This window comes from Terrabacter sp. Soil811, from assembly GCF_001429655.1.
GTDB lineage: Bacteria > Actinomycetota > Actinomycetes > Actinomycetales > Dermatophilaceae > Terrabacter.
This window is the reverse complement of the sequence record NZ_LMSX01000007.1, coordinates 336,806-363,135: the sequence shown is the minus strand read 5'-3', so window position 1 is coordinate 363,135 and position 26,330 is coordinate 336,806. Positions and strand designations below refer to the sequence as shown.

Below are 26,330 nucleotides of genomic sequence, written 5' to 3'. Positions count from 1 at the left end.
GCTTGGGATGCGCGAGGTGCGTTGTCCCACACGCTAAAGAAGGAAGAGTTACCCGTATGGCACAGGGCACCGTCAAGTGGTTCAACGCTGAAAAGGGCTTCGGCTTCATCGCCCAGGACGGCGGCGGCCCCGACGTTTTCGTCCACTACTCGGCCATTCAGTCGAACGGTTACCGTTCGCTGGACGAGGCGCAGCGAGTCGAGTTCGAGGTCACGCAGGGTCCCAAGGGCCCGCAGGCCGACGCAGTTCGCCCGCTCTGATCACTCGAGAGCAACAGCAACGAGCGACACCAACCTCAGTCGTTTGTGACAAAGCCCCCGGCCATCGGCCGGGGGCTTTGTTGTGGGTCGGCGGGCCTGCGGGTCAGCAGGTCTCGTAGGAGTCGGTGCTCGACGAGGTCGGGGTCTTCGTCTTCGTCGGCGTGCTCGTCGACGTCGAGGAGGGCTTGGGCGTCGCCTTCGGCGGCGCGATGCCCTTCTGGATCAGCTCGCGGATGAGCGCGTAGTCGGGGTCGTTGGAGTAGACCTTCTGCTTCTGCGTCAGCGCCACGCTGTTGATCTTCGACTTCTGCACACGCTCGACGAGCTCGACGAAGGCCGGGAGGTTCTGCACCGGGATGTCGGTGTAGATGTTGTCCTTGAGGATGCTCGCGACCTCGGGGTACTTCGAGACCATCTGGGCCGGGTTGACCTGCTGGACGATCGCCTGGACGACGCAGCGCTGGCGCATCTGGCGGAACGTGTCGCTGTCGGCGGCGCGCGAGCGGGCGTACCAGAGGGAGTGGTAGCCATCGAGGTGCTGGCGGCCGGGCTCGAAGTAGCCCTTGACGCCGAAGACGCTGCCGTCGGGGGCGTGCTCGCCGCCGATGGTCAGCTTGGTGCCGTAGCCGCTCAGCTTGACGTTGATGTCGAGTCCACCCATGGCGTCGATGAGGCGCGAGAAGCCCTTGAGGTCGATGACGACCATCTGGTCGACCTCGAGTCCGGTGATCTCCTGGACGGTCCCACGCAGCTCGACGCGCCCGGGCTGGTCACCCGAGGGGTAGGCGCCCGGGTGGGCCTTGGCGTAGTTCTCGGCGTCGACGTAGAGGTTGGTCAGCATGCACTGGCCGGTGCCCTGGTCACAGGAGCTGTCGGGCGAGCCGAACGTGCCGGAGGGGTAGATGGCGCGCAGCGGGCTCTTCGGCGCCAGTGGCGCGTTGAGCAGGTTGCGCGGCATCGAGATGAGCGCGGTGCGTCCGGTCTTGGTGTCGATGCTCGCGAGGATCATCGAGTCGGTGCGGATGCCGACCCGGTCGGCGCCGGCGTCGGAGCCGAGCAGCAGGATGTTGACGCGGGCCTGCTCGGCCCAGGGGTCCTCGCCCTCGGAGACCTGGGCTCCGGCTCCGGGGGTCGTGGGGGTCTTGCCGAAGACCTGCGCCACGGTGCTCTGCGTGATCGTGGCGTACTCGGCGAACTTGAACGACGAGCCGGCGACGACGAAGACCATCAGGGTGGTGAAGCCGGCGAGCAGGCGCGTACGGGCACGGTCGAGCCTCGTGGGGCGCGACTGCACGGCAGTGAGGATGATCGAGCCGCACCAGAGGATGCCGCCGATGACGAAGGCGACGGCGAGCGTCTGCAGCACCGTGGGGCGCGCGACGATCGACAGGGCGGCGTTCGTCACGCCGGTGCGCATCACGTAGTACGCGCCGACGCCGAGGCTGACGATCGCGAGAGCGAGCAGCAGCCATCCGAACTTGCGGCTACGGGTCTGGGTCAGGCCTGCTCCGGGGACGACGGTGCCGAGGGCCGTGAGCCCGACGGCGCGACGGAAGCCTGACTTGAGCTCGCGTCGCAGCGCCTCACGGGTCGGGGGCGCAGCCGGACCTCGCGTGTTCGGGTAGGTCATGGAGTCCTCTCTGCATCGGCCCGTGCGCACGAGCCGATGCACATTGTGCCCTGCCAACCTGATATATGCCGCATCGAGTTGGGTAAGGCGCCTGGACGCGTCCACCCCCGGTTTGGGTCGGGCGCACCGGTGCCGGTAGCCTGTGCTCGCCCGTGCATCTGACGCCGCCTCGGCGGCCTCGTCGCGGGCACGGAGGCGTCGCATAGTGGCCTAGTGCGCCCGCCTGCTAAGCGGGTTGAGGATAAAACCTCTCGCGGGTTCAAATCCCGCCGCCTCCGCGCCAGAACGCCGAATGCCCCCGAGCGAGCTCGGGGGCATTCGGCGTTCTTCCACGGAGGCGGCGCGATGCTGGGAGGAGCGGCTGGTCGCGGCGAGGAACGAGCCACGACCAACGCGACGGCTCCCGCCGCCTCCGCCCTGGGCAGGACCGCAAACATTGGCCCCTCAACAGTTGGGACCCGCAAACGGTGGCCTCTCGACGGTTCAGGCGGGCGAGGAGTGGGCGCCGTTCGCATTCGCGTCGTCGTCGCCCTCGAGGTTCTGGCGGGCGCTGCCCTTCTTCGACAGCGGCACCCCGACCCACAGCGCCAGCCCCAGCACGCCCAGCGCGCCGCCGAACCAGAACGCGGCGGTGTGCGACATCAGCACGTCGAGCACGAGCACCACTCCGCCGATGATGCCGAGCCCGAGCGTGAGCAGCCCCACGCTCATCAGCCGGTCGGTGTAGGTGACGATGAAGTCCTTGAGCCCGTCGCGGAAGAGCGTGCGGTGCAGCGCGACCGGCGCCGTGAAGACGATGACGCTGACGGCGGCGGCCATGAGGGTCGCGACGTAGATGTCGCGCTGCAGGTCGCTCAAGATCGTGAAGCGCTGCTGGAACGGGATGGTCAGCAGGAAGGCGAAGAGGATCTGGACGCCGGCCTGGGCGATGCGCAGCTCCTGCAGCTGCTCGCCGAAGTTGCGATCGAGCCGCTCGGCCTCGGTCTCGTCGCGGGTGTAGGGGTGTGAGTTGCTCATGGCCCACCTGTACCCCACGACGGGCACCCGACGACAGGGGGGTATGCCGCCTGCCCCGGCGACACGGCATACGACCTCGGGTGCCGGGCGGGTCGACGACGCCACGGACCCGTGGCATGACGGAGGGCCCGGCACCGTGAGGTGCCGGGCCCTGCATCACGTCGTCCGCCGCCCGCCGGCCAGCAGGCGGTGGACCGACCTCTCAGCGCTCGCTGACGCGGGCCTTGAGGGCGTCGAACTCGGCCCACAGCTCCGCGGGGAGCTGCTCGCCGAACTTGTCGAACCACTCCTGGATGAGGGGCAGCTCCTTCTCCCAGTCGGCCGCGTCGACCCGGATGGCCTTGGCGACCTGCTCGGGCGTCATGTCGAGCCCGTCGATGTCGATGGCGCCCTCGGTCGGCACGAACCCGATCGGGGTCTCCACGGCATCGGCGTCGCCGTCGAGGCGCTCGATGACCCACTTGAGGACACGGCTGTTCTCGCCGAACCCGGGCCAGAGGAAGGAGCCGTCCTCCTCGTCGCGACGGAACCAGTTGACGCCGAAGATGCGGGGGAGCTTGGAGGCGTCCGCGCTCTTGCCGATCTCGAGCCAGTGGTTCATGTAGTCGCCGGCGTGGTAGCCGATGAAGGGCAGCATCGCCATCGGGTCGCGGCGCACGACGCCGACGGCGCCGGTCGCGGCGGCGGTGGTCTCCGAGGAGAGCGTGGCGCCGATGAAGGTGCCGTGCTGCCAGTCGCGCGACTCGTAGACGAGCGGCACGGTCGTCTTGCGGCGGCCGCCGAAGAGGATCGCGTCGATCGGCACGCCGTCGGGGTTGTCGTACTCCGGGGCGATCATCGGGCACTGCGAGGCCGGCGTGCAGAAGCGGCTGTTCGGGTGGCTCGAGAGCGTCCCCGCCTTGCCGTCCTCGGGCGTCCAGCTGTTGCCGTGCCAGTCGGTGAGGTGTGCCGGCGGCTCGTCGGTCATGCCCTCCCACCACACGTCGCCGTCGTCGGTCAGGGCGACGTTGGTGAAGACCGAGTTGCCCTTCTCGATGGTGGCCATCGCGTTGGGGTTGGTCGACTCGCCCGTGCCGGGGGCGACGCCGAAGAGCCCGAACTCCGGGTTCACGGCGTAGAGGCGGCCGTCCTCACCGAAGCGCATCCAGGCGATGTCGTCGCCGACCATCTCGGCCTTCCAGCCGGGGATGGTGGGCGTGATCATCGCGAGGTTCGTCTTGCCACAGGCGGACGGGAAGGCCGCCGCGATGTAGTGGACGGACCCCTTGGGCGAGGTGAGCTTGAGGATGAGCATGTGCTCGGCCATCCAGCCCTCGTCGCGGGCGATGGCCGAGGCGATGCGCAGCGAGTAGCACTTCTTGCCGAGCAGGGCGTTGCCGCCGTAGCCGGAGCCGTAGCTCCAGATCGTGCGCTCCTCGGGGAAGTGGACGATGTACTTCGTGTCGGAGCACGGCCACGCGACGTCGGCCTGGCCCTCGGCGAGCGGGGCACCGACCGAGTGGAGCGCCGGCACGTAGTCGGCGTTCGTCTCCTCGATCTTGTGGAGCACCTTGTCGCCGCAGCGGGCCATGACGAGCATGGAGACGACGACGTAGGCAGAGTCGGTGATCTCGACGCCGAACATCGGGACCTTGGCCTCGAGGTGACCCATGACGAACGGGATGACGTACATCGTGCGGCCCGCCATGCTGCCGCGGTACAGCTCGGTCATCCGAGCCTTCATCTCGTCGGGCGCCATCCAGTTGTTGGTGGGCCCGGAGTCCTTCTCGTCGACGGAGCAGATGTAGGTCTGCCCCTCGACGCGCGCGACGTCACTGGGGTCGGAGGCGCAGTAGAAGGAGTTCGGCTTCTTGCTCTCGTCGAGCCGGACGAAGGTGCCGGCCTCGACGAGGTGGTCGGTCAGCTCGGTCCACTCCTCGGGGGAGCCGGTGATCCAGCGGATGTCGCGCGGCTGCGTCAGCTCGGCGACCTGCTCGACCCACGCGGCAAGACCCGCGTGCGTCGTGTGTGTCTGTTTCTCGTGGGTCGTGGTCAACTCGGGGCCCATCCCTTCGCGCGCGGTGCCGCCCGGCACCACGTCGTGCCGGTGTGAAGCTGCTCCGCAGGTGGATCCTGGACGAGCCCGGATCGGGCTGCAGGTGTCCACATGCTGAACAGATGACGTGATGACTTCAAGGTACGCGCCGTCGTGGACGCCGTTGACCGCATGCGGGCGCCGGGGCGGTGAGACGCCTCACATGGGCTCGGGCCCGCAAGAAAAACGACGATCTGTTGTCGGTTTCTTGCAGGAATTTCAGTACTCGCCGGTACCGGGCATCGGGTGATCGTGGCCCCTGCTCGGGCCGACCGCGTATGCCGTGAGGCGGCGTCCGCGGGCCGCTGCTCGTGGGGTGCCGGGCGGGGTCGTCAGGCTCGAGCCGGGGCCGATTTCGTGGATGCGGACCCGAGGCGCTAAGGTAACTTTTCGTTCCTCCGAGTGACGGAACGACGCACCCGTAGCTCAACGGATAGAGCATCTGACTACGGATCAGAAGGTTTGGGGTTCGAATCCCTACGGGTGCACTCTGTGTTGAGACAGAACACCACGCCCCGACCGGGTCTCCCGGCCGGGGCGTCGTGCTGTCCGAGGCGGCCTCGGCCGTCCGCGTTCATCCTGTGGGGGTGACGCGGCACGCGTGCCGGGGGGCGGACTCTGGTCCGGTGTCGACTCACCCATCAGTACCGGCATCCGTCCGATCCTCGCGGTCCTGGACGCGGCGACGCTCGCCCCTGCCCGGCGAGGCCTGACCGTGGCCGCGCCGGCGCTCGCCGAGCGATGGACGGTGATCGACGGGGTCAAGCTCTTCTACCGCGAGTCGCCCGGGCCGCCGGGCGCCGCACCGATGATGCACCTGCACGGCTTCGGTCTCTCCGGTCGCTACCTGCTGCCGACGGCGGAGCGGCTCGCGGGAGAGTTCCGCACCCTCGTCCCGGACCTGCCCGGCTTCGGTCGCAGCGGTCGGCCGCGCGAGCCTCTCGACGTGCCCGAGCTCGCCCACGCGGCAGCGGCGTTCCTCGACGACCGAGGTGTCGAGCGGGTGACCCTCGTCGGCAACTCGATGGGCTGCGCCGTCATCTGCGAGTTCGCCCACCTCTACCCGGAGCGTCTCGAGCGGGCCGTGCTCGTCGCGCCGGCGGGTGGCCTTCACAACCAGCCGTTGCGCCGGGCCGTGCAGCAGCTCGCGCGCGACGGCATACGCGAGCCGTTCGGCCTCATCCCGGTGGCCGTGCCCGACTACCTGCGGTTCGGGGTGCCGAGCACCGTGCGGATGTTCCGGGCCCTGACCCGCTACCCGGCGCTCGACCGCCTCCTCGCGCTCGACATCCCGACGCTCGTCGTGGTCGGGAGCGCCGACCCGCTCATGCCCGCGCCCCCGCGGATCAAGGAGGTCGCCGGGCAGACCGACAGCCACGTGATCCTCGTCGTCATCCACGGCGCCGCGCACGCCATCAACTTCAGCCACCCCGGCGAGCTGGCCAACGTGACGCGGCTCTTCATGTCGGACCGACCGATCCGGGACGACCCGGACTCGCCCGGTGACGCCCGGGCCTACGAGATCCACCGGGGAGTGCACGCGCCTCCGGCCGCCGACGCGTGAGGTCGCCGACGGGCACGTCCACCCGGCGCACCATGTGAGTTCGCTCCACCTCGCGCGCTTTCCCTTGTGCGCCGGGTCGTGCCGGGGTTGGGTGTGGTGAGACCGTCCACCGCCGCACGCCGGGAGGCCACCGATGACCGCCGCACCGCCCGTCACGCTCGACCCGAACCTCTCGCACACCCGCGGCGAGACGGACACCCCGCTGCTCGAGACGACGATCGGCGACAGCTTCGACGCCACGGCCGAGCGGTTCGGCGAGCGTGACGCCCTCGTCGACGTCACCCAGGGCCGCCGGTGGACGTATGCCGAGCTGCGGGCCGACGTGGACCGGCTGGCCCGCGCGCTGCTCGCCGTCGGCGTCGGCACGGGCGACCGGGTCGGCATCTGGGCGCCGAACTGCTCCGAGTGGACGCTCGTGCAGTACGCGACGGCCAAGATCGGCGCCATCCTCGTCAACATCAACCCGGCCTACCGGTCCCACGAGCTGCAGTACGTCCTCGGGCAGGCCGGCATCTCGACCCTCGTGGCGGCGGAGTCCTTCAAGTCGAGCAACTACCGGCAGATGGTCGACGAGGTGCGCGACGAGGTCGACGGCCTCGAGCGCGTCGTCTACATCGGGACGTCCGACTGGGCCGACCTCGTCGCCCGTGCCGACGAGGTCGCCCCGGAGGAGCTCGCGCGCGTCCAGGCGGGACTCTCGAACACCGACCCGATCAACATCCAGTACACCTCGGGCACCACGGGGTTCCCGAAGGGCGCGACCCTGAGCCATCGCAACATCCTCAACAACGGCTACTTCGTCGGCGAGCTGTGCGACTACACCGAGGCCGACCGCGTCTGCATCCCGGTGCCCTTCTACCACTGCTTCGGGATGGTCATGGGCAACCTCGCCTGCACGACGCACGGTGCCTGCATGGTGATCCCGGCGCCCGGCTTCGACCCCGCGCTGACCCTCAAGGCCACCCAGGACGAGAAGGTCACCTCGCTCTACGGCGTGCCGACGATGTTCATCGCCGAGTGGAACCTCCCCTCCTTCGCCGACTACGACCTGTCCACCGTGCGCACCGGCATCATGGCCGGATCCCCTTGTCCCGCAGAGCTGATGAAGCAGCTCATCGCGGCCGGCATCGAGGAGATGACGATCTGCTACGGGATGACCGAGACGTCGCCGGTGTCGACCCAGAACCGCACGAACGACACGTTCGAGCAGAAGGTCGGCACGGTCGGTCGGGTCGGCCCGCACCTCGAGATCAAGATCGTCGACCCGGTGACCGGCGAGACGCTGCCCCGGGGGAAGGCCGGCGAGTTCCTGACGAAGGGCTACTCGGTGATGCTCGGCTACTGGGAGCAGCCCGACAAGACGGCGGAGGCCATCGAGGACGGGTGGATGCACACGGGCGACATCGGGGTGATGCACGACGACGGCTACGTCGAGATCACCGGACGAATCAAGGACATGGTCATCCGCGGTGGCGAGAACGTCTACCCCCGCGAGATCGAGGAGTTCCTCTACACGCACCCGGACATCCTCGACGCACAGGTCATCGGCGTCCCGGACGAGAAGTACGGCGAGGAGCTGTGCGCCTGGGTGCGGATGAAGGAGGGCGCCACCCCGCTGACCGCTGAGTCGCTGCGCGAGTTCTGCACCGGTCAGCTCGCCCACTACAAGATCCCGCGCTACGTCGAGATCATCGACGAGTTCCCGATGACCGTGACGGGCAAGATCCGCAAGGTCGAGATGCGCGAGACCACGGCGAAGAAGCTCGGACTCGGCTGAGCACCTCGGGCGGACCCGAGTGGGGCCGCGGAGCAACGGGATTCGCGCGCACGAGCGGCGTGCGGGGCTGCACCCGAGCACCGATGACGTATGCCGTCCGGCTGGCCGGACGGCATACGCGCGCTCGTCGGGGTGCGAACCGGGCGGACGTGCCCACGGTTCGGGGTACGTGCACGACGACGTCGGCGCGCTGGGTGCCGCAGAGGTCCCCCAGCGCAGTAGGTTTCGGGGGAAGTGGTCGTGAGGGCCCGTAATCCGTAAGGGGATGGCATGTCCGACACAGGCAAGACGATTCTGTGGATCGTGGTGGCGATCGTCGTCATTGCAGTGATCATCTGGTTGTTCGTCTCGGCAGGGCGGCGTCGCGAGGTCGAGGCACGCCGCTTCGAGGCCGGAGAGCTGCGAGCCAAGGTCGAGGAGCGCCTGCCCGAGGTGCAGGACACCGAGGACCGCGCGTCGGTGACGGCCGCGATGGCTGCTGATGCCCGCGCCGAGGCCGAGCGCAAGGCCGCCGAGGCCGAGCGAGTCGCTGCGGAGGCGCGGCGGCTCGAGGAGCAGGCCGAGGCGCACCGCACCTCCGCCGAGTCCGCCCGCGTCGAGCACGCAGGTCTCGAGCGTGAGGCCGACCGCGTCGACCCCGACGTCGCCACCGACGACGAGGGCTACCGCGTCGACGACGCCGGGAAGCGCCTGCCGGGTCAGGAGCCGCCGCGCGGTGCCGGGCTCGCCGCCGGTGCGGCGGGTGCTGCCGGTGCGGCAGCGGTCGGGGCCGCGGCGTTCGCGCACGACGACGACGAGGACGACCTCGCGGACGCCGAGAACCCCTTCGCGCCCAGCGCGTCCGCCACGGACGACGAGTCGGCCACGCAGCGCACGGACCTCGCGAGCGAGGCGGACCTGCGCGCCGACGAGGAGCAGTCCTCCTACGCCACCGACGAGCCCGAGGTCACCGACGAGCCCGAGGTCACCGGCGAAGCGACGGCGGCAGCGCCGTCGACCGACGCCGACGCGGGTGCCGATGGTGGTGCCGACGCGGGTGCTGACGCCGCAGGGGAGTCGGGCGGTCACGACTGGTCCACGACGGATGCGGACGCGGGTGCCGATGGTGGTGCCGACGCGGGTGCTGACGCCGCAGGGGAGGCGGGCGGTCACGACTGGTCCGCGACGGATGCGGATGCGGGTGCCGATGCTGGTGCCGACGCGGGTGCTGACGCGCGGGACGAGGCCCCGCAGGTGGGGGCCGCCGCCGGAGGTGTGGCTGCTGCTGGCGCGCTGGCGTCGAGCGACGACGACCACGACCACGACGAGCAGCCCGTCCACGACGAGCAGCCCGTCCACGACGAGCACGCCGACGATGAGCCCGCAGACCGGTCCGCCGACGAGACCGCCTCGGAGAACCCGACGCCGCAGAGCGACCCGGCGCAGGCCGAGGCGGACACGGAGTCCGTCGAGGTGCCCGCGCTCGACGATCGCGACGAGGTCGCGACCGGTGGCGGCACCCCGGCCGACGACCCCGGCGACCACCGCGGCCAGCCATGGGCGACGACACCGGGCGAACGAGGTCCAGAGGAGGGCACCGACCTCGACGACGACACCGTCGACGACGGCTTCGACGTCGACATGGCGCCGCACTCGCACGAGAGCGAGGCCGACGAGGAGCTGGCGGAGCCGGCGCACGAGTCCGACCAGGACGCGGCCGAGGCCCGCACGGACGACGACACCGTCGTGACCGACGCCGACACGAGGACCGCTGACGCGGTGACCTCCGACGCCACGGATGACGCCACGGATGACTCGGCGGACGACACGGCCGATGACACGGCCGATGACACCGCCGATGACACGGACTCTGCCGAGGAGCCGGCGGCCTCCGGGCGACGCATCTCCGGGTTCGACGAGGTCGCCGACGGCGGGTTCGGCCTGGGCTCGGCCGCACCCATCGCGGACGGGGCGCAGCCGCTCGGTCACGCCGTCAAGGGCCGGCGCGACGGCACGACCTTCGTCGGCCCCGACGACGCCGGCTACGACGACGTCGAGCCCGACGTGTGGTTCTACAGCGAGGAGGCGGCCCGGCGCGCGGGCTTCCACCGCGACGGGGAGTGACCGTTCCCTGACGGACAGTGGCCGCGTGCACAACGGTGTGCACGCGGCCACGCTCGTGCCCGGGACCTCTCCGCGGGGCCACCACGCTCGGCCCGCGCTCGGTTAGGGTCCGGGCGACACGGCATACGCCCTCGGTGGGGCCGGCCCGAAACGGTGGCGCGGGCACCCGGTCGGCGCAAATAGACTTGCCGGCATGGTTTCCCCGCTCGTCGCGCTCACGCCCAAGGTCCAGTCCGCGATCGCCGCCGCCCTCGGTGACGACTTCCGCGAGGCCGACCCGGTGCTGCGTCCGTCGCAGTTCGCCGACGTGCAGGTCAACGCAGCGCTCGCCCTGGCCAAGAAGGTCGGGATGCCGCCGCGCGAGGTCGCGGCCAGGATCGTCGACGCCCTCGACCTCGACGGTGTGTGCGACTCCGTCGAGGTGAGCGGTCCCGGCTTCATCAACCTCACCTTCTCGAGCTCGTGGATCGCCGGACTGCTGCAGGACGTCGAGGCCGACGAGCGGGGCGGTGTCGCGCTGCAGGCGACGCAGAACATCCCGATCGACTACTCCGCACCCAACGTCGCCAAGGAGATGCACGTCGGGCACCTGCGCACGACCGTCGTCGGCGACTCCCTGGCCCGCACCCTCGAGCACCTCGGGCACCACGTCATCCGGCAGAACCACATCGGTGACTGGGGCACGCCCTTCGGCATGCTCATCGAGCACCTGCTCGATGTCGGTCGAGACTCCGAGGAGGCCGACCTCCTCGTCACCGACCCCAACGCCTTCTACCAGGCGGCCCGGGTCAAGTTCGACCGCGCCGACAAGGCCGAGCCGGCCGGCAGCGAGGGCGACTTCAACGTCCGGGCCCGCACGCGCGTCGTGAGCCTGCAGGCCGGCGACCCCGAGACCCTCGCCCTGTGGCGTGAGCTCGTCGACCTGTCGAAGATCTACTTCAACAAGATCTACTCGACGCTCGGCATCACGCTCACCGACGACGACCTCGCCGGTGAGTCCACCTACAACGAGGTGCTCGCCGACCTCTGTGCCGAGCTCGAGGCCAAGGGCATCGCGACCGTCTCGGACGGCGCCCTGTGCGTCTTCCTCGACGGCTACACCGGCCGTGAGGGCAAGCCGGTGCCGCTCATCATCCGCAAGAGCGACGGCGGCTACAACTACGGCACGACCGACCTCGCGACGATCAAGCACCGCGTCGAGGACCTCAAGGCGCACCGGGTGCTCTACGTCATCGGCGCCCCGCAGGCCCTGCACCTCAACATGGTGTGGGACACCGCGCGCAAGGCCGGCTGGCTGCCCGACGACGTCGTGCCCGTCCACGTCCAGATCGGCAACGTGCTCGGCGACGACCGCAAGATCCTCAAGACCCGCTCCGGCAAGCCGCTGCGGCTCATGGCCCTGCTCGACGAGGCCGTCGAGAAGGCCCGGACCGTCATCGACGGCACGCGGCCCGACCTCGACGAGACCGTGCGCGCCACCATCGCCCGGCAGATCGGCATCGGCGCCGTGAAGTACGCCGACCTGTCCGTCGCGCACGACAGCGAGTACGTCTTCGACCTCGACCGCATGGTCGCGCTCACCGGCAACACCGGGCCCTACCTCCAGTACGTCGTCGCCCGCGTCCGGTCGATCTTCCGCCAGATCGGGCTCGATCCGGCCGCCCAGCACGCGCCGATCCTGCTCGGCGAGCCGCACGAGCGTGCCCTCGCGACGCACCTGCTCGGTTTCGGTGACGTCGTCGCCGAGGTCGGCGACACCTACGAGCCGCACCGGCTCGCCGGCTACCTCTTCGAGCTGGCGCAGGCGTTCTCGGCGTTCTACGAGAACTGTCCCGTGCTCAAGGCCGAGCTCGACGAGGTCAAGGAGTCGCGACTGACGTTGTGCGCGCTCGTCTTCCGGGTCATGACGACCGGTCTCGACCTGCTCGGACTGGAGTCCCCCGAGCAGATGTGACCTTCGAGGGCGGGTCGGTGTCGGCCCGGTCGCGGCGGTCGCCCCGTTCTTCGCTCCTGTCGGCGCGCCTGCTGCTGTAGTTTTCGGGCGCACACGTTCATCGACAGGGGAGAACACTCATGACCCAACACGCTGCACCTCACGAACCCCCGGTCCCGGCCGCGGCGCCGCCCGTCCCGATCGCCCCGCAGGGCCACCTGCCCGCGCCGACCGGACCGGCCCAGCCGGCGCCGACCCCCGAGCCGGGCCTGACCGCCAACTCCAAGACCGTCAAGGTGCGCCCGTGGAAGCAGTCCACCGCCGTGCTCGCCATCATCGCGCAGGCCCTCTTCGCGGTCGCGGCCGTCGCCAACCTCTACCTGGCCTGGTTCGACATCCGGATCAAGGGGCTGCTCAGCGACGGTGACTTCGACGCCGTCGTCAGCGAGGCCGAGAGCGCCGATGCCCTCTACCTGCCGATCCTCGCCCTCGCCGGGCTGGCCGGCATCGTCATGCTCGTCTGGCTCCACCGGGTCTGGACCTCCGACCGGTCCGACCACGCGCTCTACACGCGTGGCACCGGCATGGCCATCGGCGGATGGTTCATCCCCTTCGCCAACGTCGTCCTGGGTCCACTGGCCCTGCGCGACGTCCTCTGGGGCACCGAGCACGCGAACCCGCGCACCCGCCACGATCGTCCGTCGACGACCCCGCCGCTGATCATCGCCCTCTGGGTCGTGCTCGCCGTCAACCTCGTCCTCGCGATGCTCGGCCGCGCCGCGCAGCGAGGGATCGAGCAGCCCGACTCCCTCGACTCCCTCGTCTCCACGCTGCAGACGGGCCTGACGTACGAGGCCCTCGGCGGCGTCTTCGGGGCCGCCGCCGGCGTCGTCGGCATCCTGCTCATCCGCAAGGTCATGGGCTTCACGCGCCGCTGACCACCCGACGTCCTGAGACGTGACCGACGAGGTGCTGACGACCGCGAGGACGTCAGCACCTCGTCACATCCGGGCCATTGCGGCGGCGGGCCGCGTCGGAGGACAGTCGACTCCATGACCGACTGGGACTTCACCGGCCTCAAGGCCACCTACGTCAACTGCACGCTGAAGAAGAGCCCCGAGCCGAGCCACACTCAGGGGCTCGTCGACGCGAGCGTCGCCATCATGCGCGAGCACGGGGTCACCGTCGACGAGATCCGCCTCGTCGACCACGACGTCGCCACGGGCGTCTACCCCGACATGCGCGAGCACGGCTGGGAGAGCGACGCGTGGCCCGACCTGTACCCCGGCATCCTCGACAGCCAGATCCTCGTCGTCGCCGGCCCCATCTGGCTCGGGGACAACTCGAGCGTCACGAAGCGCTTCATCGAGCGCATCTACTCGTTGAGCGGGATGCTCAACGACCAGGGGCAGTACCTCTTCTACGGCAGGGTCGCCGGCTGCCTCATCACCGGCAACGAGGACGGGATCAAGCACTGCGCCCAGAACGTGCTCTACAGCCTCCAGCACGTCGGCTACACGATCCCGCCCAACGCCGACGCCGGCTGGATCGGCGAGGCCGGTCCGGGGCCGAGCTATCTCGACCCCGGCAGCGGTGGCCCGGAGAACGACTTCACCAACCGCAACACGACCTTCATGACGTGGAACCTCATGCACCTCGCGAGGATGCTCCACGACGCGGGGGGCGTGCCGGCCTACGGCAACCTGCGGTCGGCCTGGAACGCCGGCGAGCACTTCGGCTGGCACAACCCTGAGTACCGCTGAGGCGCCGGGCCGCGCGGTCACCCCGTGTGGATGATGTCGACGGTGGCTGCGCGTCACGACCATGGGGGTGAGCACCGCTTCCGTGCTGCCCTCCGAGAAAGGTCGCCCCATGTCGTTCTGGGACATCGTCTGGTTCATCGTCATCTTCTTCGCGTTCGCGACCTACCTCCTGGTGCTGTTCTCGATCGTGGCCGACCTGTTCCGCGACCCCCAGGTCTCCGGCGGGATGAAGGCGCTGTGGGTCGTGTGCCTCGTCTTCTTCACCTTCATCACCGCGATCGTCTACCTCATCGTCCGCGGTCGCGGCATGAACGAGCGTTCGACGCAGAAGTACGCGGATGCCCGCCAGGCGCAGGAGGACTACGTTCGTTCCGTCGCTGGGGCCTCGAGCACCTCGGCACCGGAGCAGATCGCGAAGGCGAAGGAGCTGCTCGACGCGGGCACCATCTCCGCCGATGAGTTCGCTGCCCTCAAGGCGAAGGCCCTCGCCTGACGGCTGGGTTCGCCGTCCTGTCACGGCACCACCCGTAGGCGCCCCCCGAAGGCTCGGCCGTCGCGCCGAGCCTCCGCGAGGCATGAGGGCGTATGCCGCTCGCGTCCCGAGCGCTGGTGGCTCAGACCCCGTGGGTGCGGGACACGAGGTCCTGGTAGCGCGCCACGACGTCGACGTGCGCCTGCTCGTCACTCCTCGGGACGGCATACTCCGAGTCGATCGCGAGGGCCCACGTCGGTGGGTCCGCCTCTCCCGAAAGGGCCCACGCGGCTTGGCGCGCGGCGCCGACGCCGACGTACTCGGCTGGTGCCGGCACGACGACCGGGGCGCGGAAGAGGCCCGGCGCGATCTCGCGGACGGCACGTGACGCGGCCGCTCCGCCGATGAGCAGGATGCGTCCGACCTCGACGTCGTGGTCGCGCAGGGCGTCGACCCCCGCGACGAGGTTGCACAGCATCCCCTCGACCGCGGCCCGGGCGAGGTTCTCGGGTGTCGCGTTCGTGCGGGTGAGTCCGCTCAGAGTGCCGGTCGACTCGGGGAGGTCAGGGGTGCGCTCGCCGTCGAGGTAGGGCAGGAGGGTCAGGCCACCCGCGCCCGGGATCGCCTGCAGCGCAAGACGGTCGAGCTCTGCGAGGTCCACACCGAGCATCGATGCGGCCGCGGTCAGCACGCGGGCCGCATTGAGGGTGCACATGAGCGGGAGGTGGTGACCGGTCGCATCGGCGAAGCCGGCGATGGCACCGGTCTCGTCGCGGATCGCCGAGCCGTGCGGCGTGAAGACGGTGCCGCTCGTGCCGAGCGAGACGACGACGTCACCGGGGTGGAGAGTCAGGCCGAGAGCGGCACCCATGTTGTCGCCCGTGCCGGCGGCGACGAGCAGGCCGTCGGCCGTGCGGCCGGCAGCCTGGGCGGGAGAGAGCACCTCGGGGACCTCGAGGGTCCGGCCGAACGCCCGGTCGAGCAGGTCGAGCCGGTAGTCACCGTCGGCGGCCGACCAGTAGCCCGTGCCGGACGCGTCCCCGCGGTCCGTGCTCCAGCGCTCGAAACCGTTGCCCTGTTGGAGGATCCGGCCGGTGAGCCAGTCGTGGGGGAGGACCACCCTGGCCACCCGTGCAGCGTGGTCGGGCTCGTGCTCTGCGAGCCATCGCAGCTTCGTGACCGTGAAGCTCGCGACGGGGACGAGGCCGACGGCGTCGACCCACGCACTGACGCCGCCGAGCTCGGTCGTGAGGTCGCGGGCTGCCCCCGCGCTGCGGGTGTCGTTCCACAGCAGGGCGTCCCGCACGACGGTGTCGTCCTCGTCGAGCGTCACCATGCCGTGCTGCTGGCCACCGACGGCGATGGCGGTCACCCCGTCGAGGACGCCGTCGCCGCACGCGTGCTCGTAGGCCTCCCACCACCGGTCCGGGTGCACCTCGGTGCCGTCGGGATGAGGGGCCCGGGCCGTGCGCACGACCTGCCCCGTCTCGGCGTCGCAGACGACGATCTTCGTCGACTGGGTCGAGCTGTCGACCCCCGCCACGAGGGTGCGTCCATCGGTCACGTCGTGCTGCTCCGCCCGGTCCATGACTGCAGGGTCTCCCGAGCGCCCTTGGTGTGCAAGGCCGACAGGGCCCGCGTGAACACCGAGGTGAACCGCTCATCGTCGACGAGGTCGCCGAAGAGGTCCCGGTCGCGGAGGAAGGCGAGCGGGTCGGTGCCCTGCTGCGCGGCTGCGGCCATGACCCGGTCCTTGACGCGGTCGACGACCTCGATCGGCTCGCCCTGCTCGTCGACGCCCTCCGCGTAGCGCGCCCACGAGGCGACGACGAGCGCGGAGCGGTCGATCTGCCCGCCCGTCTCGAGGTTGCGCCTGATGACGGGGACGAGCCATTTCGGGATGCGGTCCGAGCTCTCGGCGCAGAGGCGTGCCAGCGTGTCACGCACCTCCGGGTTGGCGAAGCGCGCGATGAGCTCGTGCCGGTAGGCGTCGAGGTCGACCCCCGGCACGTCGGGGAGCGTCGGACTGCCCTCGTGCTCCATGTAGCCGAGCAGGAAGTCGACGAAGAGGGGGTCCTGGCAGACCTCGTGGGCGTAGCGGTAGCCGGACAGGTAGCCGAGGTAGCAGAGGGCCTGGTGGCTCGCGTTGAGCAGGCGCAGCTTCATCAGCTCGTAGGGCACGACGTCCTCGACGAGCTGCACGCCGGCCGCTTCGAGGGGAGGACGCCCCCGGGTGAAGTGGTCCTCGAGGACCCACTGCGTGAACGGCTCGCACACGACGGGCCACCCGTCCTCGACCCCGAACTCCTCGACGAGGCGGTCGATGTCGTCCTGCACCGTGACGGGTGTGATGCGGTCGACCATGCCGTTGGGGAAGGAGACGTGCTCGTCCATCCAGTCCGCGAGCGCGGGGTCCTTGAGGCGGGCGTATGCCGTCATCATCGTCCGCGCGACGTCACCGTTCCCCGGCAGGTTGTCGCACGACATGACGGTGAAGGGCTCCTGCCCCGCGTCGCGGCGGGCCGCGAGACCCGCGACGACGTAGCCGAAGACGGTGCGCGGGACGGCGCCCTCCTCGAGGTCCGCCCGGATCGCCGGGTCGGCGGCGTCGAACTCGCCCGTGACCTGGTTGACGAGGTAGCCACCCTCGGTGATGGTCAGCGACACGATCCGCGTCCGGGGGTGGGCCAGCCGGTCGACGACGGCTTGCGGGTCGTCCGGTGCGAACACGAGCTCGACGAGGCTCCCGACGACGCGCGGCTCCCGGTGGCCGTCCGGGTGCTTGACGACGAGGGTGTAGAGGCCGTCCTGCGCCGTGAGGGTGTCGACGATGCGCCGGTCGTGGGGGAGGGCCCCGACGCCGCAGATGCCCCAGTCCAGGGCTCCGGGGACGCCCAGCTCCATGAGCCGGTCGACATACATCGCCTCGTGGGCACGGTGGAAGCCGCCGACGCCGAAGTGGACGATGCTCGCGGTGACGGCCGTCCGGTCGTAGGTGGGTCGGCCCACCGCGGCGGGGAGTGCGTCGAGCGTCGCGCTCGCGAGAGTCGTGGGCCGCGGGGGCGAGGTGGCGGGCGTGGTGGTCATGGTCGTCTGGGTCCTCTCGGAGGAAAGGGATGTCGTCGGCGGCGGGGTGGCCGGACACGGGGGAGCCGGTCGTCCTCGACGCGCGGCTGACGGTCGTCAGTGCGTCTCGGACAGGCTCCACATCGTCCACAGCTCGGTGCGCATCCGTCGTGGCTGTCGGAGGGTGTAGACGACGGCCTGGGCGATGTCCTCCGGTTCCATGAAGTCGCCCTCGGACGGGTCGCGGTCGCCGAAGCGTCCGTCGGCGGCGGCGAAGGGGGTGTTGACGCCGGCCGGTGCGATGGTCGTCGTGCGGATCCCCTCCGAGCGCAGCTCGCGGTCGAGGGCGTAGCCGAGGTTGATCTGCGCAGCCTTGGTGGCGGAGTAGACCGCCTCCTTGCCGCCCCCGATGAGGAGTCCGGCGACCGAGCCGATGATGACGATGTCACCACCTCCACCTTGGGCGCGGAACTGGCGCACGGCCGCCCGCGCCAGCCACACGGTGCCCTTGACGTTGACGTCGACCATGAGCGAGGCCTGCTCGGCCGAGTAGTCGAGGATCCCGCCGTAGAAGCCGACGGCGGCGTTGGCGACGACGGAGTCGACCCGACCGAAGGCCTGGACTCCCGCGGCGACGAGCGCGTCGGCGGTGCTCTCGTCCCGGACGTCGCCGAGGCCGACGGCCAGCCGCTCCTCGCCCCAGGCGTCGCGGAGCGAGCTGAGGGCCTCGGGCCGGAGGTCACCGGCGACGACGCGACCGCCCGCTTCGAGGACGATCCGGGCGATCGCGCCACCGATGCCACCGCCGGCACCGGTGACGACGACGACCGAGTCCTCGAGGCTCCGTCCACGGTCGACGGCGGGGAGCGTGACGGGACCGGGCGTGGTGCTGGTGCCGGTCACTTGATCGCCCCCATCGACAGGCCGCGGACGAGCTGCTTCTGGGCCGCCCAGCCCGCGATGATGACGGGGAGGGCCGCGATGGTCGCTGCGGCGGACAGGACGGCGAGGAACTGTCCTCGGCCGTCGACGAAGCTGCCGAGGAAGGGCGGCGTCGTGCGGGCGGCCGAGCTCGTCAGCAGCAGGGCGAGGAAGTACTCGTTCCACGCGAAGATGAAGCTGATGAGCGCTGCGGCCGCGACCCCGGGGAGGACGAGCGGCAGGACGATCCGCACGATCTCACGGAACATGCCGGCCCCGTCGACCCGGGCCGCCTCGATGATCTCGTAGGGCACCTCGAGGAAGAACGAGCGCATCATCCACACCGTCACGGGCAGGTTCATGGCGCCGTAGACGATGGCGAGCATGTAGATGTTGTCGAGCAGCCCGACGGTCTTGAAGATCATGAAGAGCGGCAGCACGATCGCGGCGAGCGGCATGAACCGGGTCGAGATGAAGAACGAGAGCGAGTTCTCGACGTTCTTGACCCGCCGGATCGACAGGGCGTACGCGGCGGGGATCGCGAGCACCACCGAGATGATCGTCGCGATGACAGCGGCGGTCAGCGAGTTCTGGAGGTAGCCGGCCATCCCGCGGTCCATCGCGAGCTGGTAGCCCTCCGTGACGGGCTTGAAGATGAACGTCGGGTTGACGGACGACGCGAGCGACTCCGGCTTGAACCCGTTGAGGACCATCCAGAAGACGGGGAAGAAGAAGATGAGCACGAGGATCCACGTGACGAGCGTCGTGAGGGCTCCTCGGGCCGATGCCTTCGACCTCGTGGTGCTGCCTGAGCCGTTCATCGGCTTCCTCCTGCCATGAAGACCTTGAAGACGCTCTTGAGAGCGATGGTCGCGACGATGATCGTGAGGACGACGGTCACGACGCCGTATGCCGCTGCCTGCCCGACGTCGAGCCCGATGAAGGCCCGCTCGTAGAGGAGATAGGCGAGGGTCTTCGTGCCGCCGGTCCCCTTGGTGAGGATCGCGATCGGGTCGAAGACCTGCAGGATGATGACCGAGCCGAGGAGCACCCCGATCTCGATGTACATCCGTAGGTGGGGCAGCGTGATCCAGGTGAAGGTCCGCCACGTGCCGGCCCCGTCGACCTGGGCGGCTTCGAGGATGCCTTTGTCCTGGCCCTGGAGACCGGCCAGCAGGATGAGCATCATGAACGGCGTGAACTGCCACGTCAGCACGATGACCACCGTGGCCATCGGGTGCTCGGTGCTCCAGGCGACGACCGGCAGGTGCAGGGTCCGGAAGACCCAGTTGAGCATCCCGATGTTGGTGTCGAACATCGAGTACTTCCAGATGAGCGAGGCCGCCGCCGGCATGATGAGGAAGGGCGTGATCATCAGGGTCCGGGCGAGGGCGCGACCGCGGAACGGGCGGTCGAGCAGGACGGCGAAGAGCAGGCCGAAGAGGACCGCCAGGGTGACCGAGAAGGCCGTGATGAGCACCGTGGCGCGGATCGAGGGCCACAGGTCGCCCGAGGTGAGTGCGCTCGTGTAGTTGTCGAACCCGGCGAACGCACGGTCGTTGGGGTAGAGCAGGTTCCACTTCGTCAGTGAGAACCCGATGGTCGTCAGGAACGGGATCTGCGTCAGCAGGATGAGGAAGATGACGGCCGGGAGCAGCAGTCCCCGGTTGCGCCAGAGCTCCGTCCGCTGCACGCGCCGCTTGTCGGTCGCGGTGCTGGCTCGGACGTCCTCGAGCTCGGATGGTTGCGTGGTGGTGGTCGTCGTCATGTCGGCACTCCCTTGTGCGGCTCGTGCGACTGCGGGTTGGAGGGGGTGTGGTGCCGGGCCCGGGGCGTGCCGGGCCCGGCACCAGGTGTCACCTGTTCGTCAACAGGAGGTCACTTCTTGTGCTTGTCGCCCGCAGCCTGGGCGATGGACTGGCACTTGCTGAGCGCGTCGTCGATCGTGCCGCGGTTGGCCAGGTAGTCCGCGACGAGCTGGGCGCACTGGTTGCCGACGTCCTGGAACTCGGGGATCGAGACGTACTGGATGCCGACCCAGCCCTGCGGGTTGACGCCCGGCTGCTTCGGGTTGACCGAGCTCATGACGTCGAGCGTGATGGGCGCGTACGCCTTGGCGGCGTCCTTGTACTCGGGGATGTCGTACGTCGAGGTCCGCGAGCCCGGCGGGACGTTGGACCAGCCGATCTTCGTGCCGACGAGCTTGATGTAGTCCTTGCTCGTGGCCCACTTGACGAACTTGACCGCCGCGTCCTTCTGCTTGGTCGACGTCGGGATCGCGAGGTTCCAGCTCCAGAGCCAGCCGGACTCCTTGGTCTTGTCGACCGGCATGTGCGCGTAGCCCATCTTGCCCTTGACGGGTGAGTCGGCCGCCTCGAGCATCGACGCTGCGACGGAGGCGTCGGCCCACATCGCGGCCTTGCCCTCCTTGAGGGCCGTGAGGCACTCGTTGAAGCTGTAGGAGACGGGGTCCTTCTCACCGGACTGGTCGAGCATCGTCTTGTAGAAGCTGACCGCCTGCTTCCACTCCGGGGTGTCGACGGTGGCCTTCCAGCTGCTGTCGTACCAGTTGCCCCCGAAGGTCTGCACGACGGTGGTCAGCGGGGCGAAGAGGTCTCCCCAGCCGGGCTTGCCGCGCATGCAGATCCCGGCCATGTCGGCGGTGTTGACCTTCTTGGCCGCGTCCGCGACCTGCTGCCACGTGGGGTTCTGCGGGATCGTGACCCCGGCCTTGTCCATGACCTCCTTGTTGTACATGAGGATCGAGGACTCCCCGTAGAACGGGACGGCGAAGAGCTTGTTGTCGAAGGTGTTGACGTCGCGGACCGGGGGAAGCAGGTCATTGACGTCGTACGACGAGTCGGACTGGAGCTCCGGGGTGAGGTCGACGAGCCAACCGTTGGCACCCCACTGCGGCGTCTCGTAGGCGCCGATGGTGACGATGTCGTACTGGCCGGCGCCGCTCGCGACGTCCGCCGTCACGGCGGCGCGGAGGTCGCCCTCCTCCATGACCTGGAAGTTGACCGTGACGCCGGGGTTCGCCTTCTCGTACTCGGACTTGAGCTTCTCCATGTCCTTCATCTGGCCGTTGTTCACGGTGGCCACCTTGAGGGTGACGGCGCCTCCGGCGGCGCCCGTGGACCCGTTGCCGGACTGCACCGCCCCGGACGAACAGGCAGCCACCGTCATGGCGACCGCCACCGCGCCCGTCCCCAGCGCGAGCATGCGCTTGTTCGCAAGCATTCCTAACTCCTTTGGTAGGCATTCCTCGTTTCCGTCGGCCGGTTCCACCTGGCCCTGCGGCGATCTCCGCTTCGTTTCTTGACGGGAACTTGCCGGAACGGTAACGACGCGCGAGTCGGGGCAACAAGCACCATGAGCCCCCTGTCGTTGATACGATTTTGCGGACGGGTGGGAGCTGCAGGTGACGAATCGGTCGCAGCCCCGCACGGGATGGCGACGGTGCTGTCCAGCGCGGCGAAGGAGACGAAGATTTCGTATCGATCCGGCCAGTCTTCGGATGGCGCTTCCCGCACGACCGACGTCGAGTCGATGCGTTCCGTACCGTCGGGCCCGATCCTGGGGCAGCCGGTCCGGCGGGAGTACATCCCGCACCACCCGCAGGCCTCGGCACGGGTGCTGACGCACGACTTCCCGAGCGAGATCTGCGGCTGGGGCTTCCATCCCGAGTACGAGATCCACCTCATCACCAAGACGCGTGGCAGCTTCATCGCCGGCGACCACATCGGCACCTTCGCGCCGGGTCACGTCAGCCTGATCGGCCCGAACCTGCCGCACGACTGGGTCAGCGACCTCGCGGAAGGGCAGGTGGCGGTCGACCGCGACGCGGTCATCCAGTTCAGCGACGAGTGGATCCACGCGGCGATGGAGCACCTGCCGGAGCTGGCCGAGGTGACGGAGGTGCTCCAGCGCTCGACCCGCGGGATCGTCTTCTCCGGTGCCACGGCCTGGCGGGCCGCCGAGACGATCCTCGCCTGCGTGCACAGCCAGGGCGTCGAGCAGCTCGGCCACCTCTTCAAGCTCCTCGCGCTCTTCGCGCACGCCCCGCCCGAGGAGTACGACCTCGTGGCGAGCGAGTGGATGGGCCGACCGACCGACGCGGCGTCGCGCGACGCCGGCGAGGCGGGGCTCAGCTACATCTCCGACAACCTGACGGGCGACATCCGGCTGTCGACGGCCGCACGTCTCGCGTACATGTCGGAGCCGACGTTCTCGAAGTACTTCAAGTCCGCGACCGGCATGACCTTCTCGAGCATGGTCAAGAAGCTGCGGATCGCCTACTCCCGACGCCTGCTCGACACGACCGACCACTCCGTGGCCCAGGTCGCCGAGATGAGCGGCTACCACAACATGGCCAACTTCAACCGGCAGTTCCTCGCCGAGGTGGGGACCACGCCGAGCGCCTACCGACGGCTCGAGTCCGACCAGAAGCCGCCGCCCGAGGTGTTCAGCCTCGGTCGTCGGGCGCCGTCGCACTGACCTTCCGGGTTCACGTCGAGCTCACCGGGGCAGCCTCGCCGACCCTCTGTCTGCCCACGATCAGAGACGTTCGGGTCCGGTCGCGTGTCATTTGTGTGACGTGCCCGGCAGACCTGCCGCTACCCGTGGGTCGTGCTCTAGGTTCGTGAACCAGTGCCCACCAGCCCTCCGCGCGAAGGAGCCCAGCGTGCAGATCGGTGTCCCCCGTGAGACCCGTGCCCGCGAGACACGTGTCGCCGCGACGCCCAAGACCGTCGAACAGCTCGTCGGACTCGGTTACGACGTCGCCGTCGAGAGCGGGGCGGGGGAGCGGGCGAGCTTCTCCGACGAGGCGTATGCCGCCGCCGGCGCTCGCGTCGTCACGGCCGAGGAGGCGTGGGGCTCGCCGATCGTCCACCAGGTCAACGCGCCCTCGGACGAGGACATCGCGCGGCTCCGCCCCGGTACCGTCCTCGTCTCGCTCATGGCGCCGGCCATCAGCCCCGACCTCGTCGAGAGGCTGCGCGCCGCGGGCGTCACCGCCATGGCGATGGACGCGGTGCCGCGCATCAGCCGGGCCCAGTCGCTCGACGTCCTGTCGTCGATGGCCAACATCGCCGGCTACCGCGCCGTCGTCGAGGCCGCCCACGAGTTCGGCTCCTTCTTCACCGGGCAGGTCACGGCGGCCGGCAAGGTGCCGCCCGCCAAGGTGCTCGTCGCTGGGGCCGGCGTGGCGGGCCTCGCCGCGATCGGCACGGCCCGCTCGCTCGGGGCGATCGTCCGCGCGACCGACGCCCGCGCCGAGGTGGCCGAGCAGGTCGAGTCGATGGGCGCCGACTTCCTCGCCGTCCAGATGCCCGAGGTCGACGCCGCTGCCGCGTCGAGCGACGGCTACGCCAAGGAGATGGGCGAGGAGTACAACCGACGGGCCGCTGAGCTGTATGCCGCCCAGGCGCCCGACGTCGACATCATCGTCACGACGGCGCTCATCCCCGGACGCCCGGCGCCGCGGCTCATCACCGGCGAGATGGTGGCGTCGATGAAGCCCGGCTCGGTCATCGTCGACATGGCCGCAGCCAACGGCGGCAACGTCGAGGGCGCCGTCGCCGACGAGATGGTCGTCACCGACAACGGGGTGACGATCATCGGTTACACCGACCTCGCGGCCCGGCTGCCCACGCAGGCCTCCCAGCTCTACGGCACGAACCTCGTCAACCTCATGAAGCTGCTGACGCCGGGCAAGGACGGCGAGCTCGTCCTCGACTTCGACGACGTCGTGCAGCGCAACATGACGGTGGCCCGCGACGGTGAGCTGCTGTGGCCGCCGCCCGCGATCCAGGTGAGCGCAGCAGCCCCGGTGGCCCAGACGGCGTCCGGGACGAAGGTCGTGAAAGAGCCTGAGCCACCGAAGGACCCACGCCGCAGGTACGCCGGGATGGCGATCGGAGCCGTCGTCTTCGGGGCGGTGGCCGCCGTCTCGCCGCCGAGCTTCCTCGGGCACTTCACCGTCTTCGCGCTCGCCGTCGTCATCGGCTACTACGTCATCGGCAACGTCCACCACGCCCTGCACACGCCTCTGATGTCCGTCACCAACGCGATCAGCGGCATCATCGTCGTCGGCGCGCTGCTCCAGCTCGGCTCGGCCGGGTCGGTGGGCGGCACGAAGGGTGTCGTGATCATGGTGCTGGGCTTCGTGGCTGCGCTCCTGGCCAGCATCAACATCTTCGGTGGCTTCACCGTGACCCGCCGCATGCTGACGATGTTCCGGAAGGGCTGACCGCACATGGACACCGCACTCATCCAGGCGGCATACATCGTCGCGGCGCTGCTCTTCATCATGTCGCTAGCCGGCCTCTCGAAGCACGAGACCGCCCGTGACGGCAACGTCCTCGGCATGGTCGGCATGGGCATCGCCCTCGTCGCGACGCTCTGGCTCTCCCTGCGCGATGCCGCGTGGTCGGCCTGGCTGCTCATCGCCGTCGCCATGGTCATCGGTGCCGCGATCGGGATCGCCCGGGCGCGCAAGGTCGAGATGACCGGCATGCCCGAGCTCATCGCGATGCTGCACTCGTTCGTCGGGGCCGCGGCGGTTCTCGTCGGCATCAACACGTTCGTCGCGACGTCCGACCTCGTCGGGGTCGAGGGTGAGGCCGTCCATCTCGTCGAGATCTTCCTCGGCGTCTTCATCGGAGCCGTGACGTTCACCGGATCGATCGTCGCGTTCCTCAAGCTGTCGGCGCGCATCTCGAGCAAGCCGCTGATGCTGCCGGCACGCCACTGGCTCAACCTCGCCGCGCTCGTCGTGTCCGCCGGGCTGCTCGTGTGGTTCGTGGCGGCCCACTCGATCGTGCCGCTCCTCGTCATGACGGCGATCGCGCTCGCGTTCGGCTGGCACCTCGTCGCCTCCATCGGCGGCGGTGACATGCCCGTCGTCGTGTCGATGCTCAACAGCTACTCGGGCTGGGCCGCCGCCGCCGCGGGGTTCATGCTCGGCAACGACCTGCTCATCGTCACCGGTGCGCTCGTCGGCTCGTCGGGTGCCTACCTCTCGTACATCATGTGCAAGGCCATGAACCGGTCGTTCGTCTCGGTCATCGCCGGCGGGTTCGGCTCCGACGGGGCGGTCTTCGACTCTGACGTCGACTACGGGGACCACCGTGAGACGAACGCATCAGAAGTCGCCGACCTGCTCAAGAACGCGTCGTCGGTCGTCATCACGCCCGGCTACGGCATGGCGGTCGCACAGGCGCAGTACCCCGTCGCCGAGCTGACGGCCAAGCTCCGGGAGCGCGGCGTGGACGTCCGGTTCGGCATCCACCCGGTGGCCGGCCGCCTGCCCGGCCACATGAACGTGCTGCTCGCCGAGGCTCGCGTGCCGTACGACATCGTCCTCGAGATGGACGAGGTCAACGACGACTTCCCGGACACCGACGTCGTGCTCGTCATCGGCGCCAACGACACCGTCAACCCGGCGGCCGCCGAGGACCCCACGTCACCGATCGCCGGGATGCCGGTCCTGCAGGTGTGGAACGCCAAGGACGTCGTCGTCTTCAAGCGCTCGATGAACGCCGGCTACGCCGGAGTCCAGAACCCGCTCTTCTTCCGCGACAACTCGGCGATGCTCTTCGGCGACGCCAAGGAACGCGTCGAAGACATCATCAAGGCCCTCTGACCCATCCCCTTCCCCACCGAACGCWGCGTTCGGTCGCGAACTCAGTGTTCTAACAGCGAGTTCGTGACCGAACGCTGCGTTCGGTCACAGGGAGGGAGC

At 69.5% G+C, this 26,330-nt stretch carries 20 protein-coding genes and 2 tRNA genes; 13 read left to right on the top strand and 9 right to left on the bottom strand.

Annotated features, from left to right (window positions below):
• Positions 1–56: 56 nt before the first annotated feature.
• A complete protein-coding gene (locus tag ASH01_RS08585; RefSeq protein WP_013491183.1) occupies positions 57–260 on the top strand; it encodes a cold-shock protein in 204 nt (67 codons plus the stop codon).
• A gap of 103 nt (positions 261–363) precedes the next feature.
• Here ASH01_RS08585 and ASH01_RS08580 read toward each other — a convergent pair whose 3' ends face one another.
• A complete protein-coding gene (locus ASH01_RS08580) occupies positions 364–1,890 on the bottom strand; it encodes an LCP family protein (protein ID WP_056774252.1) in 1,527 nt (508 codons plus the stop codon).
• Positions 1,891–2,081: 191 nt separating this feature from the next.
• Here ASH01_RS08580 and ASH01_RS08575 point away from each other — a divergent pair.
• Positions 2,082–2,168 (top strand) — tRNA-Ser (locus tag ASH01_RS08575).
• Positions 2,169–2,373: 205 nt separating this feature from the next.
• Here ASH01_RS08575 and ASH01_RS08570 read toward each other — a convergent pair.
• Both ASH01_RS08570 and ASH01_RS08565 read right to left on the bottom strand, forming a co-directional pair.
• Positions 2,374–2,907, bottom strand: coding sequence for a DUF6328 family protein (locus tag ASH01_RS08570; RefSeq protein WP_056774250.1), 534 nt, complete (start codon positions 2,905–2,907; stop codon positions 2,374–2,376).
• Positions 2,908–3,109: 202 nt separating this feature from the next.
• On the bottom strand, positions 3,110–4,954 hold the full coding sequence (locus ASH01_RS08565; protein ID WP_056774247.1) for a phosphoenolpyruvate carboxykinase (GTP): 1,845 nt from the start codon (positions 4,952–4,954) through the stop codon (positions 3,110–3,112).
• Between the two features lie 442 nt (positions 4,955–5,396).
• On the opposite strand from ASH01_RS08565, the gene ASH01_RS08560 reads away from it, so the two are divergent.
• The 8 genes from ASH01_RS08560 to ASH01_RS08525 all read left to right on the top strand — a co-directional run bounded on the left by ASH01_RS08560 (position 5,397) and on the right by ASH01_RS08525 (position 14,614).
• A tRNA-Arg gene (locus ASH01_RS08560) sits at positions 5,397–5,469 on the top strand.
• 227 nt (positions 5,470–5,696) lie between these two features.
• Positions 5,697–6,545 carry an alpha/beta fold hydrolase gene (locus ASH01_RS08555; RefSeq protein ID WP_056775249.1) on the top strand — a complete coding sequence of 283 codons (849 nt, stop codon included), beginning with the start codon at positions 5,697–5,699 and terminating at the stop codon, positions 6,543–6,545.
• Between the two features lie 133 nt (positions 6,546–6,678).
• Entirely contained in the window at positions 6,679–8,322 is a 1,644-nt protein-coding gene (locus ASH01_RS08550; RefSeq protein ID WP_056774246.1) for an AMP-binding protein, read from the top strand.
• Positions 8,323–8,592: 270 nt separating this feature from the next.
• Positions 8,593–10,425 carry a sunset domain-containing protein gene (locus tag ASH01_RS08545; RefSeq protein ID WP_056774240.1) on the top strand — a complete coding sequence of 611 codons (1,833 nt, stop codon included), beginning with the start codon at positions 8,593–8,595 and terminating at the stop codon, positions 10,423–10,425.
• Between the two features lie 193 nt (positions 10,426–10,618).
• A complete protein-coding gene (gene argS, locus ASH01_RS08540; RefSeq protein WP_056774238.1) occupies positions 10,619–12,379 on the top strand; it encodes an arginine--tRNA ligase in 1,761 nt (586 codons plus the stop codon).
• 119 nt (positions 12,380–12,498) lie between these two features.
• On the top strand, positions 12,499–13,296 hold the full coding sequence (locus tag ASH01_RS08535) for a DUF4328 domain-containing protein (RefSeq protein ID WP_056774235.1): 798 nt from the start codon (positions 12,499–12,501) through the stop codon (positions 13,294–13,296).
• A 114-nt stretch (positions 13,297–13,410) separates the two neighbouring features.
• Positions 13,411–14,121: a flavodoxin family protein gene (locus tag ASH01_RS08530; RefSeq protein WP_056774232.1), complete on the top strand. Its 711-nt coding sequence runs from the start codon at positions 13,411–13,413 to the stop codon at positions 14,119–14,121.
• Positions 14,122–14,230: 109 nt separating this feature from the next.
• Positions 14,231–14,614, top strand: a complete 384-nt coding sequence (locus ASH01_RS08525; RefSeq protein WP_056774230.1) for an SHOCT domain-containing protein — start codon at positions 14,231–14,233, stop codon at positions 14,612–14,614.
• A gap of 121 nt (positions 14,615–14,735) precedes the next feature.
• Here the strand turns inward: ASH01_RS08525 and xylB are convergent, their stop codons facing one another.
• From xylB to ASH01_RS08495, 6 genes are all read right to left on the bottom strand, one after another.
• Positions 14,736–16,181 (bottom strand): xylulokinase, encoded by a 1,446-nt coding sequence (xylB, locus tag ASH01_RS08520; RefSeq protein ID WP_056774227.1) that lies wholly within the window; start codon positions 16,179–16,181, stop codon positions 14,736–14,738.
• Complete coding sequence (locus ASH01_RS08515; RefSeq protein ID WP_056774224.1) at positions 16,154–17,680, bottom strand: mannitol dehydrogenase family protein; 1,527 nt, start codon at positions 17,678–17,680, stop codon at positions 16,154–16,156. Before ASH01_RS08515 ends, xylB begins: the two co-directional genes overlap by 28 nt.
• A 96-nt stretch (positions 17,681–17,776) precedes the next feature.
• Positions 17,777–18,562 (bottom strand): SDR family oxidoreductase, encoded by a 786-nt coding sequence (locus ASH01_RS08510; RefSeq protein WP_056774223.1) that lies wholly within the window; start codon positions 18,560–18,562, stop codon positions 17,777–17,779.
• Positions 18,559–19,401 (bottom strand): carbohydrate ABC transporter permease, encoded by an 843-nt coding sequence (locus ASH01_RS08505; RefSeq protein WP_056774218.1) that lies wholly within the window; start codon positions 19,399–19,401, stop codon positions 18,559–18,561. The genes ASH01_RS08510 and ASH01_RS08505 overlap by 4 nt, the downstream gene beginning before the upstream one ends.
• The gene (locus tag ASH01_RS08500; protein ID WP_056774214.1) at positions 19,398–20,348 is read right to left on the bottom strand and encodes a carbohydrate ABC transporter permease; all 951 of its coding nucleotides are present in this window, start codon (positions 20,346–20,348) and stop codon (positions 19,398–19,400) included. The genes ASH01_RS08505 and ASH01_RS08500 overlap by 4 nt, the downstream gene beginning before the upstream one ends.
• A 110-nt stretch (positions 20,349–20,458) precedes the next feature.
• On the bottom strand, positions 20,459–21,823 hold the full coding sequence (locus ASH01_RS08495) for an ABC transporter substrate-binding protein (RefSeq protein ID WP_056774211.1): 1,365 nt from the start codon (positions 21,821–21,823) through the stop codon (positions 20,459–20,461).
• 309 nt (positions 21,824–22,132) lie between these two features.
• Here ASH01_RS08495 and ASH01_RS08490 point away from each other — a divergent pair, with 309 nt between their 5' ends.
• The 3 genes from ASH01_RS08490 to pntB all read left to right on the top strand — a co-directional run bounded on the left by ASH01_RS08490 (position 22,133) and on the right by pntB (position 26,231).
• Positions 22,133–23,080, top strand: coding sequence for a helix-turn-helix domain-containing protein (locus ASH01_RS08490; RefSeq protein ID WP_235508688.1), 948 nt, complete (start codon positions 22,133–22,135; stop codon positions 23,078–23,080).
• 187 nt (positions 23,081–23,267) lie between these two features.
• Entirely contained in the window at positions 23,268–24,836 is a 1,569-nt protein-coding gene (locus tag ASH01_RS08485; protein WP_056774205.1) for a Re/Si-specific NAD(P)(+) transhydrogenase subunit alpha, read from the top strand.
• A gap of 6 nt (positions 24,837–24,842) precedes the next feature.
• Positions 24,843–26,231 (top strand): Re/Si-specific NAD(P)(+) transhydrogenase subunit beta, encoded by a 1,389-nt coding sequence (gene pntB / locus ASH01_RS08480; RefSeq protein WP_056774202.1) that lies wholly within the window; start codon positions 24,843–24,845, stop codon positions 26,229–26,231.
• Positions 26,232–26,330: the final 99 nt, after the last annotated feature.